The organism is Mesorhizobium sp. INR15 (assembly GCF_015500075.1).
In the GTDB taxonomy this organism is placed as follows: Bacteria; Pseudomonadota; Alphaproteobacteria; order Rhizobiales; family Rhizobiaceae; genus Mesorhizobium.
In genome coordinates this window covers 5,262,561-5,277,621 of the sequence record NZ_CP045496.1, presented here as the reverse complement: position 1 = coordinate 5,277,621, position 15,061 = coordinate 5,262,561, and the positions used below count along the sequence as shown (strand labels likewise).

At 61.8% G+C, this 15,061-nt stretch carries 12 protein-coding genes; 6 read left to right on the top strand and 6 right to left on the bottom strand.

What is annotated here, in order from left to right:
* Positions 1 to 3: 3 nt before the first annotated feature.
* Together GA829_RS25740 and GA829_RS25735 are read right to left on the bottom strand one after the other, a co-directional pair.
* Positions 4 to 1,788 carry a bifunctional alpha/beta hydrolase/class I SAM-dependent methyltransferase gene (locus GA829_RS25740; protein WP_374940432.1) on the bottom strand — a complete coding sequence of 595 codons (1,785 nt, stop codon included), beginning with the start codon at positions 1,786 to 1,788 and terminating at the stop codon, positions 4 to 6.
* Positions 1,789 to 1,827: 39 nt separating this feature from the next.
* Entirely contained in the window at positions 1,828 to 2,436 is a 609-nt protein-coding gene (locus GA829_RS25735; protein ID WP_195175395.1) for a CDP-alcohol phosphatidyltransferase family protein, read from the bottom strand.
* A 272-nt stretch (positions 2,437 to 2,708) separates the two neighbouring features.
* On the opposite strand from GA829_RS25735, the gene GA829_RS25730 reads away from it, so the two are divergent.
* The 3 genes from GA829_RS25730 to GA829_RS25720 all read left to right on the top strand — a co-directional run bounded on the left by GA829_RS25730 (position 2,709) and on the right by GA829_RS25720 (position 6,207).
* Positions 2,709 to 3,188 (top strand): MarR family winged helix-turn-helix transcriptional regulator, encoded by a 480-nt coding sequence (locus GA829_RS25730; protein ID WP_195175394.1) that lies wholly within the window; start codon positions 2,709 to 2,711, stop codon positions 3,186 to 3,188.
* Positions 3,185 to 4,357, top strand: a complete 1,173-nt coding sequence (locus tag GA829_RS25725; RefSeq protein WP_195175393.1) for an HlyD family secretion protein — start codon at positions 3,185 to 3,187, stop codon at positions 4,355 to 4,357. Before GA829_RS25730 ends, GA829_RS25725 begins: the two co-directional genes overlap by 4 nt.
* Positions 4,358 to 4,671: 314 nt before the next feature.
* Positions 4,672 to 6,207, top strand: coding sequence for a DHA2 family efflux MFS transporter permease subunit (locus GA829_RS25720; protein WP_195175392.1), 1,536 nt, complete (start codon positions 4,672 to 4,674; stop codon positions 6,205 to 6,207).
* A 69-nt stretch (positions 6,208 to 6,276) separates the two neighbouring features.
* On the opposite strand, the gene GA829_RS25715 is transcribed toward GA829_RS25720, so the two are convergent.
* Positions 6,277 to 6,789, bottom strand: coding sequence for a CAP domain-containing protein (locus GA829_RS25715; protein ID WP_195175391.1), 513 nt, complete (start codon positions 6,787 to 6,789; stop codon positions 6,277 to 6,279).
* Between the two features lie 267 nt (positions 6,790 to 7,056).
* Here GA829_RS25715 and GA829_RS25710 point away from each other — a divergent pair, with 267 nt between their 5' ends.
* The gene (locus GA829_RS25710) at positions 7,057 to 7,881 is read left to right on the top strand and encodes a DUF2189 domain-containing protein (RefSeq protein WP_195175390.1); all 825 of its coding nucleotides are present in this window, start codon (positions 7,057 to 7,059) and stop codon (positions 7,879 to 7,881) included.
* Positions 7,882 to 7,895: 14 nt separating this feature from the next.
* Here GA829_RS25710 and GA829_RS25705 read toward each other — a convergent pair whose 3' ends face one another.
* From GA829_RS25705 to GA829_RS25695, 3 genes are all read right to left on the bottom strand, one after another.
* Positions 7,896 to 8,528, bottom strand: coding sequence for a LysE family translocator (locus GA829_RS25705; RefSeq protein WP_195175389.1), 633 nt, complete (start codon positions 8,526 to 8,528; stop codon positions 7,896 to 7,898).
* A 186-nt stretch (positions 8,529 to 8,714) separates the two neighbouring features.
* Positions 8,715 to 10,700, bottom strand: a complete 1,986-nt coding sequence (locus GA829_RS25700; RefSeq protein WP_195175388.1) for a TadE/TadG family type IV pilus assembly protein — start codon at positions 10,698 to 10,700, stop codon at positions 8,715 to 8,717.
* Positions 10,701 to 10,901: 201 nt separating this feature from the next.
* Positions 10,902 to 12,851 (bottom strand): pilus assembly protein, encoded by a 1,950-nt coding sequence (locus GA829_RS25695; RefSeq protein ID WP_195175387.1) that lies wholly within the window; start codon positions 12,849 to 12,851, stop codon positions 10,902 to 10,904.
* Between the two features lie 336 nt (positions 12,852 to 13,187).
* On the opposite strand from GA829_RS25695, the gene GA829_RS25690 reads away from it, so the two are divergent.
* Together GA829_RS25690 and GA829_RS25685 are read left to right on the top strand one after the other, a co-directional pair.
* Positions 13,188 to 14,048 carry a TIGR01459 family HAD-type hydrolase gene (locus tag GA829_RS25690; protein ID WP_195175386.1) on the top strand — a complete coding sequence of 287 codons (861 nt, stop codon included), beginning with the start codon at positions 13,188 to 13,190 and terminating at the stop codon, positions 14,046 to 14,048.
* Positions 14,049 to 14,057: 9 nt separating this feature from the next.
* Positions 14,058 to 15,053, top strand: coding sequence for a bifunctional riboflavin kinase/FAD synthetase (locus GA829_RS25685; protein ID WP_195175385.1), 996 nt, complete (start codon positions 14,058 to 14,060; stop codon positions 15,051 to 15,053).
* Positions 15,054 to 15,061: the final 8 nt, after the last annotated feature.

Here is a 15,061-nt window from a genome sequence, read left to right as displayed (position 1 = left end):
TGTTCAGCGGCGCCGCGCGACAGAGACGGTGAAGATGCCCCACTGGTCGATGCGCTGGTCGAGCTTGTCGAACCCGGCGGCTTCGACAAGCTGGTCCATTTCGCCTTGTGTGCGGCGGCGCATGACCCAGGCCTGGCCGCCGCGATGCGAGGTCAGGCTGCGCGCGATCATTTCAAGCTGCGGATGCCAGGGCTGGTTGGTATAGAGCAAAAGGCTTCCCGGCTGCATGGTGCCCGCAAGGCCACCCAGCGAACGGGCGATCATCGCATTGTCGGAAAACAGTTCGTAGAGGCCCGACACGATGGCGAGGTCCGGCGCCGGGTCGATGGCCGCAAGCATTGCGGGATCGAAAGCGTCGGCACGCTCAAAGGAGACATTGGCCGGCAACTGCCGCTCCGCGATCAGCTTGCGGCCAAGCCCGACGTTGAGGTCGAAGTAATCCTGCAGGCGCACGCTCGCGGGCTGCTCCGGGCTGTTCTTGATGGCATCGAGAACATAGCGGCCATGGCCGGCGGCGATGTCGAGAATATGCGATGGCCGGCCTGCCGCCTTGAGTGTTGCCAGTGAAGAGCCGATGAGTTCTTCCAGGTGGAGCTTGCGCTGGCGGATGCCGCGCCAGCCGATGGCTTCCAGGAAGACGCGGTCGACGATACGGCCGATCGGGCCGAGGCCGCGCGCTTCATTCTCGTAGACATAATCCAGCGTCGAGCCGGAATCGAAGCCGGTGGTGATGCCGGCCTTCATGCCTCTTGAGAACCAGGCGCCCATGCGGATCGAAGCGCGGCTGAAGGCCCAATAGAGACCCTTTGGCGACAACAGATCGAGCGGTGATGCCAGCCTGTCGGCTTCGTCGCGTGTATAGCCGGCGATATCGGCCTGCTTGAGGTCGACGACGGCGTCCGGCGCGGTGAACTGCTTGCCCAGGAAGGGCCTGATCAGGTCCAGCGCTTGCGCGCGGTCGCGTTCGCCCAGCGTGTCGTGGAAGAAGCCGGGCAGCACGTGGCGTTCCTTGACACGGCTGCCGAGATTGACGAAGAATTCATGCTGCGGGCCGTGGCGTACCACCCAGTCGCTGCCCGACAGCAGCAACTGCGTCGGCACGGTGATGGCGCGGGCGTCGGCAACAATGCGGGCGGCGTGCTGGTAGAGCTCGACCAGGATGTTGGAGGCGATCGGCCGCGTGATCAGCGGGTCGCTCTCGAAGGAAGCGATGCGCACGGGATCATGCGTCAGGAACTTCGCCTTGACGTAGGAATTGACGAAGAAGCGGCCCTTGAGTTTCTGCCAGAGCGCGATGCCTTCCTTGGCGAAGGGAACATAGAGCTTGACCGAAAAGGCTGGCGAGGCCAGCACCATGGCGCGCAGTTTGGGCGCGTAGTCATGCACCCAGGCCGCCGCAAGCACAGCACCGAACGATTGCGCGATCAGCGCGATATCCTGTGTCCCGAAGCCGTCCTTCGCGGCGATCTCACGCATGAAGCAGTCGATGTCGCGCACCAGCGCGGCGAAGGATGGCGCGTAGCCGCGCTCGCCGGATGAGCGGCCATTGCCGCGCGCGTCCCATGCGTAGAAGGCATGGTCGGGCATTCGCAGCTCGTCGACGAGATGCGCCATGCGGCCGCCATGCTCGTGGCCGCGATGGAAGAGCACGACCGCTCCCTTGGCGCTGGCGGAGGCCGCAGGCCAGAACCGATAGAAAATCTCCGTCCCGTCATGGCTGCGGAACACGCGTTCTTGCGCTGTCCGGCCGAGATCCTGCGCGGGCGTGGCGGCGACCGGTTCGTGCATCATGATATTTCCCTCAGGCGGCATGGCGAGCTCCCATGCTCAACTGGCGCTGCCAATAAGACCGGCGCGTATCCGGTTTATGGCGGTCAGCAGCGACAAGGTTGCCATGGCTGGAAACACAAGCGGCGCGAGCCAGCCCGGCCAGAGCCCGGCAGCGCACAGCACGGCAATGACGCCCAGCGCCAGTGCCCGGTCGCTCTTGCCGAACGGCCCTGCGTAGTTGCGTCCGATCCTGGCCGCGATGCCGAGCACACCGGCGAACTCGGTTAGAACAGCAGTTATGGCAAAGGCGACAACGCCCCATGGGGTGAAAGGTGGAACAAAGGCGAAGGGCAGGATCAGCGCAACGTCCGAGACCACATCGCAGAACTCGTTCAGATACATGCCAAGCGTCGAAGCCTGCCCGTGCTCCCGGGCCAGCATGCCGTCGACGGCATTGAGCGCCATGCGCACGAACAGCACAACGGGAACGAGCAGGAGCAGCGGGCGCGATTCGGGCAGCATCGCAATCGCCGCGCCGGCGACGATCGACATCAGTGCGGCCAGGAGCGTTATGCTGTTGGCGGTGACGCCGAGCGCCGCCAGCCGATTGACCAGCGGCCGCAGCTTTCCCTGAAAAGCCGGTTTGAGTGCGTAAAGCGTAGGCATGCGTTGGCCCCCCGGTCCAGACACTGCGGCTGTACATGAATCCGTCGCGTCGAACCAGTGTGAGGGAAAATATTGGGGGATTTCAGGCGCATGACTTTAGCCGACGCGGCCAATGCCATTGGCTTGACGAACCGAGATGCCGACGATCGGTCGCCGCCGCCTTCACCAGTCGCTAACCAAGACCTATCTTGCAAGGCTGCCATGCACATTTGCCGCCCTCTGGATCAATCCCGTGGCTTGAATAGTAAGCACGCTTATAATATGTTGCGCTCATGGTTTCCGACGGTACAGACAGATTGGGCTTTTTGATCCACGACGCGCAGCGCTTGTTGCGCAAGCGCTTCGAGGTGAAGGCGAGTGGACTTGGCCTTTCCTCTGCTCAATGGCGTCTTTTCGCCCGTGTTGCGAAGGAAAACGGCGTTGCCCAGGCACGGCTTGCCGAGCTTCTCGAAATCGAGCCGATCAGCGTTTCGCGTCTGGTCGACCGCATGGAGGAGAGCGGCTGGATCGAGCGTCGCCCGGATGCCACCGACCGTCGTGTGCGTATGATCTTCCCAACGCCCAAGGCCAGCGAGGCCTATGCCCAGGTCAAGAGCATGGCCGGCGAAGTCTACGAGGAAGCGCTTGTTGGAGTATCGCCGGAGGCCCGCCGCGTCCTGATCAAGGGACTTGAGGCGATGGTCCAGAATCTGACGGATGGCGAAACATCGTCCATCGAAAAAATCAAGAGTGCGGAAGGCGCAGCAGCATGAACGCGGTAGCCAAGATTGATGAGAATGTGACCAAGCTGGAAGCCCCGGCCGAGCCGGTAGTGGCACCAGTGGCGGTTGCGCCGCCGGTGGCTCCGGCCCCGGTCGTGCCGAAGAAGAAGAGCCGTTTGGGCCGCCTTCTGTTGATGGTTGCGCTGCCGGCGCTGTTGGTCGTTGGCGGCGGTTATGTCTGGGTTACAGGCGGCCGCTACCAGGAAACTGAAAACGCCTATCTCGAGCAGGCCAAGGTTTCCATCGCCTCGGATACGGCCGGCCGGATTGTTCAGGTCGGCATTGCCGACAACCAGACGGTCAAGCAGGGCGACCTGCTGTTCGCCCTCGATCCTGAGCCCTACAGGATCGCCTTGGCACAGGCCGATGCGGCAGTTGCCGTGGCGCGTGTCGGCGTCGAGCAGTTGCGTGCCGCCTACAGCCAGGCAACTGCGCTACAGAAGTCCGACGCCAGTGAAGTCGACTACGCGCAGTCCCAGTATGACCGCGCCGCCGATCTTGCCCAGAAGGGCATCAACACCAAGTCGTCTCTCGATCAGGCCAAGAACGATCTCGACAAGGCCAAACAGCAGATGGCGGTTGCCGAGCAAGGCATCATCAGCGCCAAGGCGGCACTTGCCGGCAACCCGGACATCGAGACCGACAAGCACCCGACCGTGATGGCCGCGCTCGCCGCTCGCGACAAGGCCGCCTATAACCTGGCGCAGACCAGTGTTCGCGCTCCGGCTGATGGCGTCATCAGCCAGGCCTCGTCGTTCAAGGTCGGCCAGTATGTCGGTGCCGGCACGCCACTGTTTTCGCTGGTCGAGACCGGCGACACCTGGATCGACGCCAATTTCAAGGAAACTCAGCTGACCCACATGAAGCCCGGCCAGAAGGCGGAAATCGTGGTCGACACGTATCCGGGCCGTACTTTCGAAGCGACGGTCAAGGCGATCGGCGCCGGCACTGGAGCTGAGTTCTCATTGCTGCCGGCACAGAACGCCACAGGCAACTGGGTCAAGGTCACGCAGCGCATTCCGGTGCGTCTCGAACTGACCGATCCCGACGCAAAGATGGCGCTCCGCACCGGCATGAGCACGGCTGTTACCGTCGACACCGGCGTCGCCCGTGGCTTTCCGAAAATCTTCGGTCACGCCACGGCGGCGGAGGCTGAATAAGCCACCCAGGCGCGCGCAGCGCCAAGGTGGCACCAATGACAGGATTGGTCCGAGAGGAGGGCGCGAAGGAGGAAGGTCTGATGGCTGTGCTGCATCAAGGATGCGGTTGACTCAGAACCTGAACCATTCGGCGCCGGACCTTTTGGTCCTACGGTTTCCGGGCGGCAGGCGTCCGTCATGTCGAGACGCTCTGTCGATGTAACCCCCACATCGATACTCGCGTCCCACCGCGATGAGGGTCTCTCCTTACGGAAGGCTCTGCCGCCCGGAAGCCAAGTGTACACGATTTCGTTACCTGCCGGAAGTTCCGTATCATGAGCACGCCAGAACCGTTTCGCGAAGTCCCGCATCGAGGCCTGATCACGGTCGCGCTCATGCTGGCGACGGTCATGCAGGCGCTGGACACCACGATCGCCAATGTCGCGCTGCCGACCATGACCGGCGATCTCGGCGCTTCGCCTGACAACATCAACTGGGTGCTGACGTCCTACATCGTTGCCGCCGCCATCATGACACCGGTGACCGGCTGGCTGGCCGACCGGTTTGGCCGCAAGGAACTGTTCCTGGCAGCCGTGGTCGGCTTCACCATCTTCTCCATGTTGTGCGGCATCGCCTGGAGCCTGGAGACCATAGTCTTCTTCCGGCTGATGCAAGGCGTCTTCGGTGCGGCGATCGTGCCGCTGTCGCAGACCTTCCTGCTCGACATCAATCCCAAGGAACGCCACGGCCAGGCGATGGCCATCTGGGGCGCCGGCATCATGCTGGGACCAATTCTGGGCCCGACCCTTGGTGGTTGGCTGACCGAGAATTTCAACTGGCGCTGGGTCTTCTTCATCAATCTGCCGGTTGGCATCCTTGCCTTCCTCGGCATGGCCGCCTACTTGCCGGCCGTTGCCCGGCGGGTGCGGAGCTTCGATTTCTTCGGCTTCGCCATGATATCGCTCGGCGTCGGTGCGCTGCAGCTGCTGCTCGATCGCGGCGGCGAGGTCGACTGGTTTTCCTCGGTCGAGATCTGGATCGAGCTCGGTCTTTCGATAACTGGCTTCTGGGTGTTCATCATTCACACGATGACGGCGGAACATCCCTTCATCGACCCCAAGATTTTCCTCGATCGCAATTTTGTCACCGGGCTGGCGTTCATCTTCGTCATGGGCGTGCTCATCCTCGCAAGCATGTCGCTGCTGCCGCCGATGCTGGCAACCATCTTCGGCTATCCGACCATGACCATTGGTGTCGTGATCGGGCCGCGCGGTGTCGGCACGATGATCTCGATGCTTCTGGTCGGTCGCCTCATGAACAAGGTCGATGCCAGGATACTGGTTGTCATCGGCTTTCTGCTAACCGCACAGTCCCTTTACACAATGGCTGGTTTCACGCCTCAGATGGACAACTGGCTGATCCTCAGTTCGGGTGTCATCCAGGGCCTGGGAATGGGGATGGTTTTCGTGCCACTGTCGACCATAGCTTTCGCCACGCTTGACGTACGCTACCGCACCGACGCAACGGCTCTGTTCAGCTTGGTGCGTAACCTCGGCTCGTCGATCGGCGTGTCGGTGGTAACGGTTCTGCTGGTGCGTAACATACAGGTCAATCACGCCGAGCTTTCGGTCTTCATCAATCCGTTCAATCCCAATCTCTGGGCGGCTTCGCCGGCGGCCGCTCTCGGCGACCCGATGGCGCTTTCGCAGGTCGATCGCGCGGTCAATCTCCAGGCGATGATGATTTCCTACGTCAACGACTTCAAACTGCTGATGATGATGACGCTGCTTGCCATCCCGTTTGTCTTCCTGCTGCGCAAGCCAAAGGCCGGTCCCGCCGCCGGCGGCGCGCCAGCCGCCCATATGGATTGATGCATCGGGCGGGCCCTATGCGATGGGGAAATTAAAGGCGACGACCCAGCTAGCAGGCCGCCGCGGGCCTCATTTACCCAGCACCAGGCTCCAGTAGCGGATGGCGCTGTCGCGGCCGTCGCGAACGTAGGCCAACCCAAAGCGGGTGAAGCGCGGGTCGAGCATGTTGCGCCGATGCCCTGTCGAATGCATCCAGATGTCGAACAGCTTCTGCTGGTCGAATCGGCCTTCGGCGATGTTCTCGGCGGCGGCACCCGCAATGCCGTTGTCCTTGACGCGCGAGGCAAAACTCTTGCCCCAACCGGTGGTGTGCGACATGCGGCCGGCGCCCGCCATGTAGCCTGCCTGCTGCAGGGCCGCCTGCTCCAGCCGCGGGTCGGGCGTCAGCGGTCCGAGCCCCGCCGAAGCGCGGATGTTGGCGAGCGTGGCGGTCGCGGACGACGAGGCACCGGCGCCTTCGCCAGCCGGTAGCGAAACGGTATTGCAAGCGGCGAGCGCAAACAGCGCGGCGAGGCCGGCGGCCTTTAGCAACATGCGGGCGCCCGTCGTGCGGCTGTCTGTGTTCGAAACATCTCTGGTCATACCGCCTGAATAGCCGTGATCATGGCTTTTGACGGGCAGACCGTTAGAAATTGTATAGGAAATCGCGATGCGTTGCGATCTGGCGGGGCGGTTGCCCATGTCCTCGATTGCTCCGGTTCCGATGAACATTGCGTGATGACGGCGGGTGCGAAGCGATCAACGCAACGACAGGGTCGCCGAAATCGGCTATCATCGTTTCTGTTTTTGAAGGGGCAGCTACTGGCGGCCATCCAGGCGGTGACCGCCCCGACACACGGGAGGAAGGTTATGGCCGGCTTTCATGTCATGGCGGATGCGCGTGGAATGCATGTGCAGCCAGCGGTGCGCCGCATTACTGTCGCGGATCTGAGCGACGCGCTGCGGCTCGGCTTTGAGGATTTTTGGGCAAAGCCGTCGCACTATATATTCCTGTGCCTGATCTATCCGATCGTCGGCCTGATCCTGACGCAATGGACGTCAGGCTCCAACGCCATCCAGCTTATCTATCCCCTGATGTCTGGTTTTGCGCTGGTCGGTCCCTTTGCCGCGATCGGTCTCTACGAAATCAGCCGCAGGCGCGAGCTTGGCATGAACACTTCCTGGCGCCACGCGCTTGACGTACGCCACTCGCCGGCCGTGCCGTCGATCGTGGTGATCGGCATCATGCTGGTGGCCTTGTTCCTGTTGTGGCTCTACACCGCGCAGTCGATCTACACCGGCCTGTTCGGCGACCAGCCGCCGGCCTCGATCGGCGGCTTCATCCGTGATCTGTTGACGACCAGCAAGGGCTGGACGCTTATTCTCGCCGGCAATGCCGCTGGCCTCATCTTCGCCGTGGTCGTGCTGGCCACCACGGTGGTTGCATTTCCGCTGCTGCTCGACCGTGATGTCGGGGTGGTCTCGGCGATCGAGACCTCGGCCAAGGCGGTGATTGCAAATCCGCTGCCAATGGCACTGTGGGGCTTGATAGTCGCTGTGCTGCTGGTTATCGGCTCGATCCCGCTGTTTGCCGGGCTCGCCGTGGTCATGCCGGTGCTAGGCCATGCAACCTGGCACCTCTACCGCAAGGTGGTCGAACCGGAGCGGGTGCATGTCAGCCGGCGGCCCATGTAGGATCGGCTAAAGCCTTAGCGCTGTGCGTCGGTCGCCATCTTCAGGGCAAGCGCCGTCAGCACCGTGCCCATCATCCAGCGCTGGACGACCAGCCACAGCGGCCGGCCGGCGAGGAACGTGGCGATTGAGCCGGCCATCACGGCAATGATGGCGTTGACGGTAAGGCTGATCGAGATCTGCGTGGCGCCCAGCACCAGCAGTTGCGACAAGACATGGCCCTTGCCGGGGCTGATGAACTGCGGCAGCAGCGACAGGTAGAGCACCGCGACCTTGGGATTGAGCAGATTGGTCATCAGGCCCATCGCAAACAGCTTGCGAGGCCGGTCCTTCGGCAATTCGCGAACCTGGAAGGGCGAGCGGCCGCCAGGCTTCACCGCTTGCCAGGCAAGCCACAACAGGTAAAGCGCACCGCCAAAACGCAGTGCGTCGTAAGCGAAGGGCACGGTGAGCAGCAGCGCGGTGATGCCGAACGCAGCCGACACAACATAGAACAGGAAGCCGACGGCAACGCCGCTGAGCGAGATCAGCCCTGCCTTTGGCCCTTGCGACAGCGATCGCGAGATCAGGTAGATCATGTTGGGGCCGGGCGTCAGCACCATGCCGAGGCAGACCAATGCGAAGGCAAGATGGTTGGCGGTTTCGGGCATTGCGCGCGTTCCCTGGCTGGGTGTGATTCCGAAGAGTGGCGACCGGTCTTCGGAAAACCTGGCGCCCGCCAAGGATCGCCTAACCAGCGCCGATCACGAGAGCGTGGAATATGTGCATCCGCCCGCGATAGCGCGCAAGTGCATCATGGCGCCAGCCGTTGCGCCAGCGGGCCGTACGCCTTGTGATCAGCCGACGACGCGCAGGTTCGACAGTTCGTTGCCGATTTCCTTGAAGTCGTTCGACAAGGTTGCGCCGGTGGCGTTCCAGAACAGTTTGGCCGGTTTGCTGGGGTCGGTCGGATCCTTGCGGAAGCGCGAGTCCGACGAACATGTCTTCAGGGCGTCGATCGCCGTCTTGTCACTGGCCTTTGTCGTGGACAGGTCGAGTGCCACGGTCATCACCAGGACGTTGGCGGCCTTGGCGTTGTTGCAAAGCGTCGCCATCTGTTCGTTGAGTGCGTTGGTGTAGTTGCCGTTCGAATAGTCGAACTGGCCAATAGCACTCGATGTGCCGGAAAACATCCGGCCGACCGACGTACCGTTGTAGCCGGGCTTGAGATAGCCATAAGACGCATAGGTTGACTTGGAATCGGCGGGGTCGGAAAACCCCAATGACGATGGCGTATAGTAGGTGTTGGCGCCATCGGTCAGCACGATCACGACCTTGTCGTTGCCTTTTTCGGTTTCCGGGCGGCCTTCTGTGAAAGGTTGACCGCTGGAAACGACGCGCCAGCCCCAGCCCAGGCCTTCCGGAACATTGGTGCCGCCGTTCGGCTGCATGAGGTCGATTGCCGCTTTGATCGCGGTGAGGCCGGTAGTGACGCTGACATCTGTGAGCGGCGTGATGGCGGTGGTGGTGCAGCTGTAGTTCGGGCCGTTGCCGGCGGGAAGGACGGGCGCATCGATTGGCCGCTGCAGAAAATATTTGGTCATCGTCCGCAGCCGGGATAGGCCGGTGCTGCTCGAAGGGTCGTCGTTCCACCAGCTGTTCACCGCATTGTAGGTGGTTGGAGCCGCTTCATTGGGGTTCTGCGTAACCTTCCATTGATTGCCCGGCTCGTCCGGGGCGAACATTGGCACGAACATCGTCGCAGGATCGCCGTTGCCGATACCCGTGTTTGCCGAGCCGCCTGACGGCGGCGTATCGTTGATGTTGTAGGGGTAGGGCCGGGCCTCCACACAGCCCTGCCAACTGGCGAATGGGCCATAGGTGTCGGTGTAGTCATATTCGTCGTGGCTGCTCGCGCAGGTGTGGTTGGACCGGTACTGGTCGCAGACCACGCGCTTGCTGCCTGCGATGCGCTCATGGCTGGTAACGACTTTCATGTCGCGATAGAGCGAGAACCGGGTCAGCATCTGGCCCTCCTCGGCTCCCCAGCCGGTGCCGCGCTTGTACCAGATGCCGTTGGTCTGCTGGGCATACTTGGTGGCCGCGTTCAGCGTCGACCAGTCGAAGTTCTCGTTCGCCACCGGCGACAGGCCCTCGGTGTCCATCCAGGACGCGTTGCCGTTCGCGGAGCCGACATTGACCGAGGCGGCGAACGGCACGAGGCCGAACTGCACCGGCCTGTCGATCTGCTTGATCGCCGCCGCTTGTAGCGCCAGCGTATCGACCAATTGCTTGGCGGCATCCTTCAGAAGATCGATACGCTTTTGCCCGGAACCCGTTCCGGGAGTCGTCATCGATCCGGAGTTATCGAGCACGAGGGCGACTTCGAGCGTGTTCTTCAGCCGCACTTCCGAGGTTACATCGAAGCCTATCTTCTGGTTCGCGTCGGTCTCGGATTTGCCGATGAGTTGGGCGAAGACAGGATAGATGTAGGGCTGGTAGTTGAGCCGGGCGCTCATCGTGAGCAAGCCCCCACCCGTGGCATTGCTTGGCAAGGTCACGTTGAGCGTGGTGTTGGCGGGATCGATTCCGTTGAGATTGGCATTGAAGAAATCAAGCGCATAGGCTCTCAACTGGTCGTCGGTAGCGCCTTCGGTAAGGCGTCGAGCGGTGGCGAAGTTGGCGGCGTCGAGTGCGTTCGACACCATTTGCTTCTCTCTGGACATCTCGGTGTAGTCTACTGCCAGCGCCAGTCCCCCCATCAGCGGGACCATCGCCACGACCGTCATCAGAGCATAGTTGCCGCGGCTGTCGCGGCAGAACTGACGCCAAAGTTCATGCATGTCTTGCAACGGCCCCCGCCGGCGGATTCTCAATGGCGCCAACGTCTCACAAAACGCTGAAGGACGTGTTGGGGAAACCGCTCGATTGCGCGGCCGCGATTTCACCAAGCGCTAACCAAATCCTTCGTCCGCCATGCCGCGGGCGCGTCCAAAGAAAAACGCCCCGCCGGAGCGGGGCGTTTACACCGGGAATTTTGCCGATCAGCTGACGATGCGCAAATTGGACAGTTCGTTGCCGATCGCCTTGAAGTCGTCGGCCAAAGTGGCGCCGGTCGAGTTCCAGAACAGCTTCTTGGCCGTCTTGCCGGTTGGGTCCGCCGGGTCCTTGTTGAAGCGGGAATCGGACGAGCAGGCTTTCAGCGCGTCCATTTGCGCCTTTTCCGCCGTGTTGGTTGAGTCCAGGTCGAGTGCGATTGTCATCACCATGACGTTGGCAGCCTTGGCGTTGTTGCAAAGCGTGGTGAAATACTCGCTCATCGCCTTGGTGTAGTTCGCGTTCGAATAGTCTGTCTTGCTGATAGCGCTGCTGGTGCCTAGGAACATACGGCCATAGCTGTAGGTGTTGTTGTAGGGCTTTACGTACCCAAGGGCGGAGTAAATGGCTTTGGCTCCGGCGAGGTCATTGCCACCAGAAGCCCAGTTGGTGCCGGAATAGTTCTGCGCCGTCACCGATGTCGGCGTGTAGTATGTGTTGGCGCCATCGGTCAGCACGATGAGCACCTTGTCATTCCCTTTCTCCGTCTCGGGCCGGCCGTCGGTAAAGGGGGCCGTGCTGGAAAGGGTTCTCCAGCCCCAGGCCATGCCCTCCGGCACGTTGGTGGCGCCGCTGGCCGCCATGCCGTCAATGGCTGCCTTTACCGCCGTTGCTCCCGCTGTAACCGACACGTCGGTCAGCGGTGTGATCGGCGTGGTGCTGCAGCTCGTATTCGGTCCGGCATTCACGCCGTAGGCTGCGGTGACCGTGGTGCCAACGTTGAAATACTTGGGCATATAGCGCTGTCGCTCTGCGTCGGTGCCGGTCGAGATGTCGACATCCCAGTTGTTGTTGGAGGGCCGCGAAGAGCTGTCGGTATTGTCGGTTTCATCGGGTGCGAACATCGGCACGAACAGGGTCGCCGGTGTCGCGGTGGAAGCCGCCGTATCCTGGATGTTGTAAGGGTAGGGACGAGATTCGACGCAACCAGCCCAGACCGCGACGCTGCCGTAGGTGTAGTTGTAGCCGCCCTGCCAGGTCTTGCAGGAGCCGTTTGAGTACGTGGCCGTGCATTTGAACTGGGCAGAGTACGTGGCCGTCGCGACGCGCTGCATCTGGTTGTAGAGTGAAAACCGCGTCAGCGGCTGGTCCTTCTGGGTCACATCCCAGCCGGTGCCTTTCGCGTACCAGACGCCGCCGACATTCTGCGCGTACTTGGTCGACGAGTAGGCCGAACTCATGGTCGTCCAGTCGAAATTTTCGTGGTGAATTGGCGATATGCCAGTCGTGTCCATCCATGTCGCCGCGGCATTGGTCGGCCCGACATTGACGGAAGCCGCGAACGGAACCAGGCTGAACTGAACCGGTTTGCTGACCTGCTTCATTTGCTGTGCCTGGCCGGCAAGCTGATCCACCAGCTGTTTGGCGGCGTCCTTGAGGAGGTCGAACCTGACCTTGTTCGAGCCATGGCCAAGTTCAGTCATCGAGCCGGAGTTGTCGAGCACCAGCGAGACTTCGAGCGTGTTCTTCAGCCGAACTTCGGAGCACGCCGAGAAACTAACGTTGGTATTACTCGCCGAGCCGCTCAAAAGCGTGACCGCCACTGGCAGGAAGTAAGGCTGGTACGTCATGGCGGCGCATAGCTTAAGCGTGCCGCCACCCGTGTTGTTGTTAGGCAGCGTCACTGTCAGCGCTGTATTTGCCGGATTGACGGGGCCGAGATTTGCTTCGAAGAAACTCTTTGCATAGGCCTTGGCGGCCGTGTCGCTCGCGCCGGTAACAATCTGCTGGGCGGTGGCGATACCGGCGGCATCCAGCGCGTTCAATGTGTCCTGCCGTTGGCGCGTCAGTTCAGTATAGTCGATGCCTATCGCCAGGGCGCCTGTGAGAGGCACCATCGCAAGCACTGTCATCAGTGCATAATTGCCGCGCCGGTCACTTCCGAATCTCCGGATCATGCTTCAAATACCCCGCCACCCCTGTGTGAATCGGGAGATTGTCACAAATCGTTAAATTTCAGGTTGCTGAAATCAGTCCAAGATCGCCAGGTCTTTTCAAGGCCTGTTAACCAAAGGGAGTGCTGGCGGATATTGTTACTGAACGAAACCGATCACCGGTGATCTTCAAGCTGCAACAAGAATGGTCTGTCTCTCGCGTGGTTGTTCGAGCTTTCACCTCAAGCCGATGCCGCTTGCCGAAAGCGGGTGACAGCGAGAAGAGGTTCGGCTAATCCGAACCGGCTGCGGCGAACCGTCGGCTGTGGCTTTGCAACGATCATGGCTCAAGGAAACGGCATGGCGTACTCGCCTGAAATCATCGGCTCGCTCGCGGAGGTGTCGAAGGCCTATTCGGCAATCCTTTGCGATGTCTGGGGCGTGGTACACAATGGCGAGTGGCATTTCCCGGTAGCGGCTTCGGCACTGGCCAAGGCACGGGAGGCTGAGATTCCTGTTGTCCTGATCACCAATTCGCCGCGTAGAAGCGCCGATGTCGTGGCGCAGATGAATGTCATTGGTGTTCCATCGTCAGCCTACGATCGTGTGGTCACCTCGGGTGATGTGACCCGCGACCTGATCGCGGAAGGCCCGCGGAAAATCTTCCACATTGGCGCAGATCGTGATTTCACCCTGTATGAGGGGCTTGATGTCGACCTCGTCGAGGAGTTCGAGGCCTCCGGTGTGGTCTGTACCGGACTGTTCGACGATGAGGTGGAAAAACCCGAGGACTATGCCGAGCTTTTGCGCCGGCTGCGCGCCAGGAACCTGCCTTTCATCTGCGCCAATCCCGACATCGTGGTGGAGCGAGGCGAACGGATGATCTGGTGCGCCGGAGCGCTCGCCCGCGACTATGCTCAACTCGGCGGGCGAACGCTGATCGCCGGAAAGCCTCACGCGCCGATCTATGATCTGGCAATGAAGGAGGTTGCCGACATTCTCGGTCGGCCGGTGGAGCGGACCGAAGTGCTGGCCATCGGCGACGGCATGATGACGGACGTCAAGGGCGCAGCCGACAACGGCTTCGACGTTCTCTATGTCTCGGGTGGGATTCATGCTCGCGACTACGGTGATCCGCTGCAGCCCGATCCGGCAAGGCTGGCGGCCTTCCTGGAAAAGCACGGCTATCGGCCAGCCGCCGTCATCGCGAGACTGCGCTAAGAGGTCAGCATGGAAAGCTTGCAGCGCACTTCGGCCCGGCACGTTTTGGCAACCGCGCCGCTTCCGGCCGATCTGCGCGGTGGCGTGGTGGCGATCGGCAATTTCGACGGCGTGCATCGTGGCCATCAGGCGGTTCTCGAGCGGGCATTGGCCGAGGCCCGCAGGCGTGGCGCTCCAGCCCTGGTGCTGACCTTCGAACCGCATCCGCGAAAGATATTCCGGCCTGAACAGCCGCTGTTCGTGCTGACGCCGCCGCCAATGAAGGCGCGGCTGCTGTCGTTGCTGGATTTTGCCGCGCTCGTCGAACAGCCGTTCACGCGAGAATTCGCCGGCCTGTCGGCCGAGGCGTTCGTCACGGATGTGCTGGAGAAGAATCTCGGCATCATCCACGCCGTAACGGGTTTTGATTTCCATTTCGGCAAGGACCGCCAGGGCGGGCCGGCTTATCTCATGGCCGCCGGCGAACGCCACGGCTTTGGTGTCACGCTGGTTGATGCCTTCCGCGACGAGGGTGCCGAGGTGGTGTCGTCGAGCCGCATCCGCGTGTTGCTGTCGCAAGGCGAGGTATCCGAAGCGGCGGGCCTGCTTGGCTATCGCTTCACGGTCGAAAGCGAGGTCGTCGGCGGCCAGCAATTGGGAAGGACGCTTGGCTTTCCGACCGCGAACATGCGGCTTTCCCCGGAGGCCAGCCTGAAGGAAGGCATTTATGCCGTGCGCTTCCGGCGCGCCGATGGCTCGCTTCATGACGGCGTCGCCAGCTTCGGCCGCCGCCCGACCGTCGGTGACAATGGCGCGCCGTTGCTGGAAACCTTCGTCTTCGATTTCTCCGGCGATCTCTATGGCGAAGTCTGTGAAGTGTCGTTCTTCGGCTTCTTGCGGAGCGAAGTGAAGTTCGACGGTCTCGACGCGCTGGTGGTGCAAATGAAGCGCGACGAAGCCGAGGCAAGAGCGCTGCTTGCAGGCGTCAAGCCACTCTCCGAACTGGATGCGGCCGTTGCCTTTTGAAACGCGAC

Bases quoted from the DNA above. Each gene is read 5' to 3' on its own strand.
- GA829_RS25730 (WP_195175394.1), top strand. From the start codon at position 2,709: ATGGTTTCCGACGGTACAGACAGATTGGGCTTTTTGATCCACGACGCG.
- GA829_RS25715 (WP_195175391.1), bottom strand. From the start codon at position 6,789: ATGACCAGAGATGTTTCGAACACAGACAGCCGCACGACGGGCGCCCGC.
- GA829_RS25690 (WP_195175386.1), top strand. From the start codon at position 13,188: ATGGCGTACTCGCCTGAAATCATCGGCTCGCTCGCGGAGGTGTCGAAG.
- GA829_RS25705 (WP_195175389.1), bottom strand. From the start codon at position 8,528: ATGCCCGAAACCGCCAACCATCTTGCCTTCGCATTGGTCTGCCTCGGC.
- GA829_RS25700 (WP_195175388.1), bottom strand. From the start codon at position 10,700: ATGCATGAACTTTGGCGTCAGTTCTGCCGCGACAGCCGCGGCAACTAT.
- GA829_RS25695 (WP_195175387.1), bottom strand. From the start codon at position 12,851: ATGATCCGGAGATTCGGAAGTGACCGGCGCGGCAATTATGCACTGATG.
- GA829_RS25740 (WP_374940432.1), bottom strand. From the start codon at position 1,788: ATGCACGAACCGGTCGCCGCCACGCCCGCGCAGGATCTCGGCCGGACA.
- GA829_RS25710 (WP_195175390.1), top strand. From the start codon at position 7,057: ATGGCCGGCTTTCATGTCATGGCGGATGCGCGTGGAATGCATGTGCAG.
- GA829_RS25735 (WP_195175395.1), bottom strand. From the start codon at position 2,436: ATGCCTACGCTTTACGCACTCAAACCGGCTTTTCAGGGAAAGCTGCGG.
- GA829_RS25685 (WP_195175385.1), top strand. From the start codon at position 14,058: ATGGAAAGCTTGCAGCGCACTTCGGCCCGGCACGTTTTGGCAACCGCG.
- GA829_RS25720 (WP_195175392.1), top strand. From the start codon at position 4,672: ATGAGCACGCCAGAACCGTTTCGCGAAGTCCCGCATCGAGGCCTGATC.
- GA829_RS25725 (WP_195175393.1), top strand. From the start codon at position 3,185: ATGAACGCGGTAGCCAAGATTGATGAGAATGTGACCAAGCTGGAAGCC.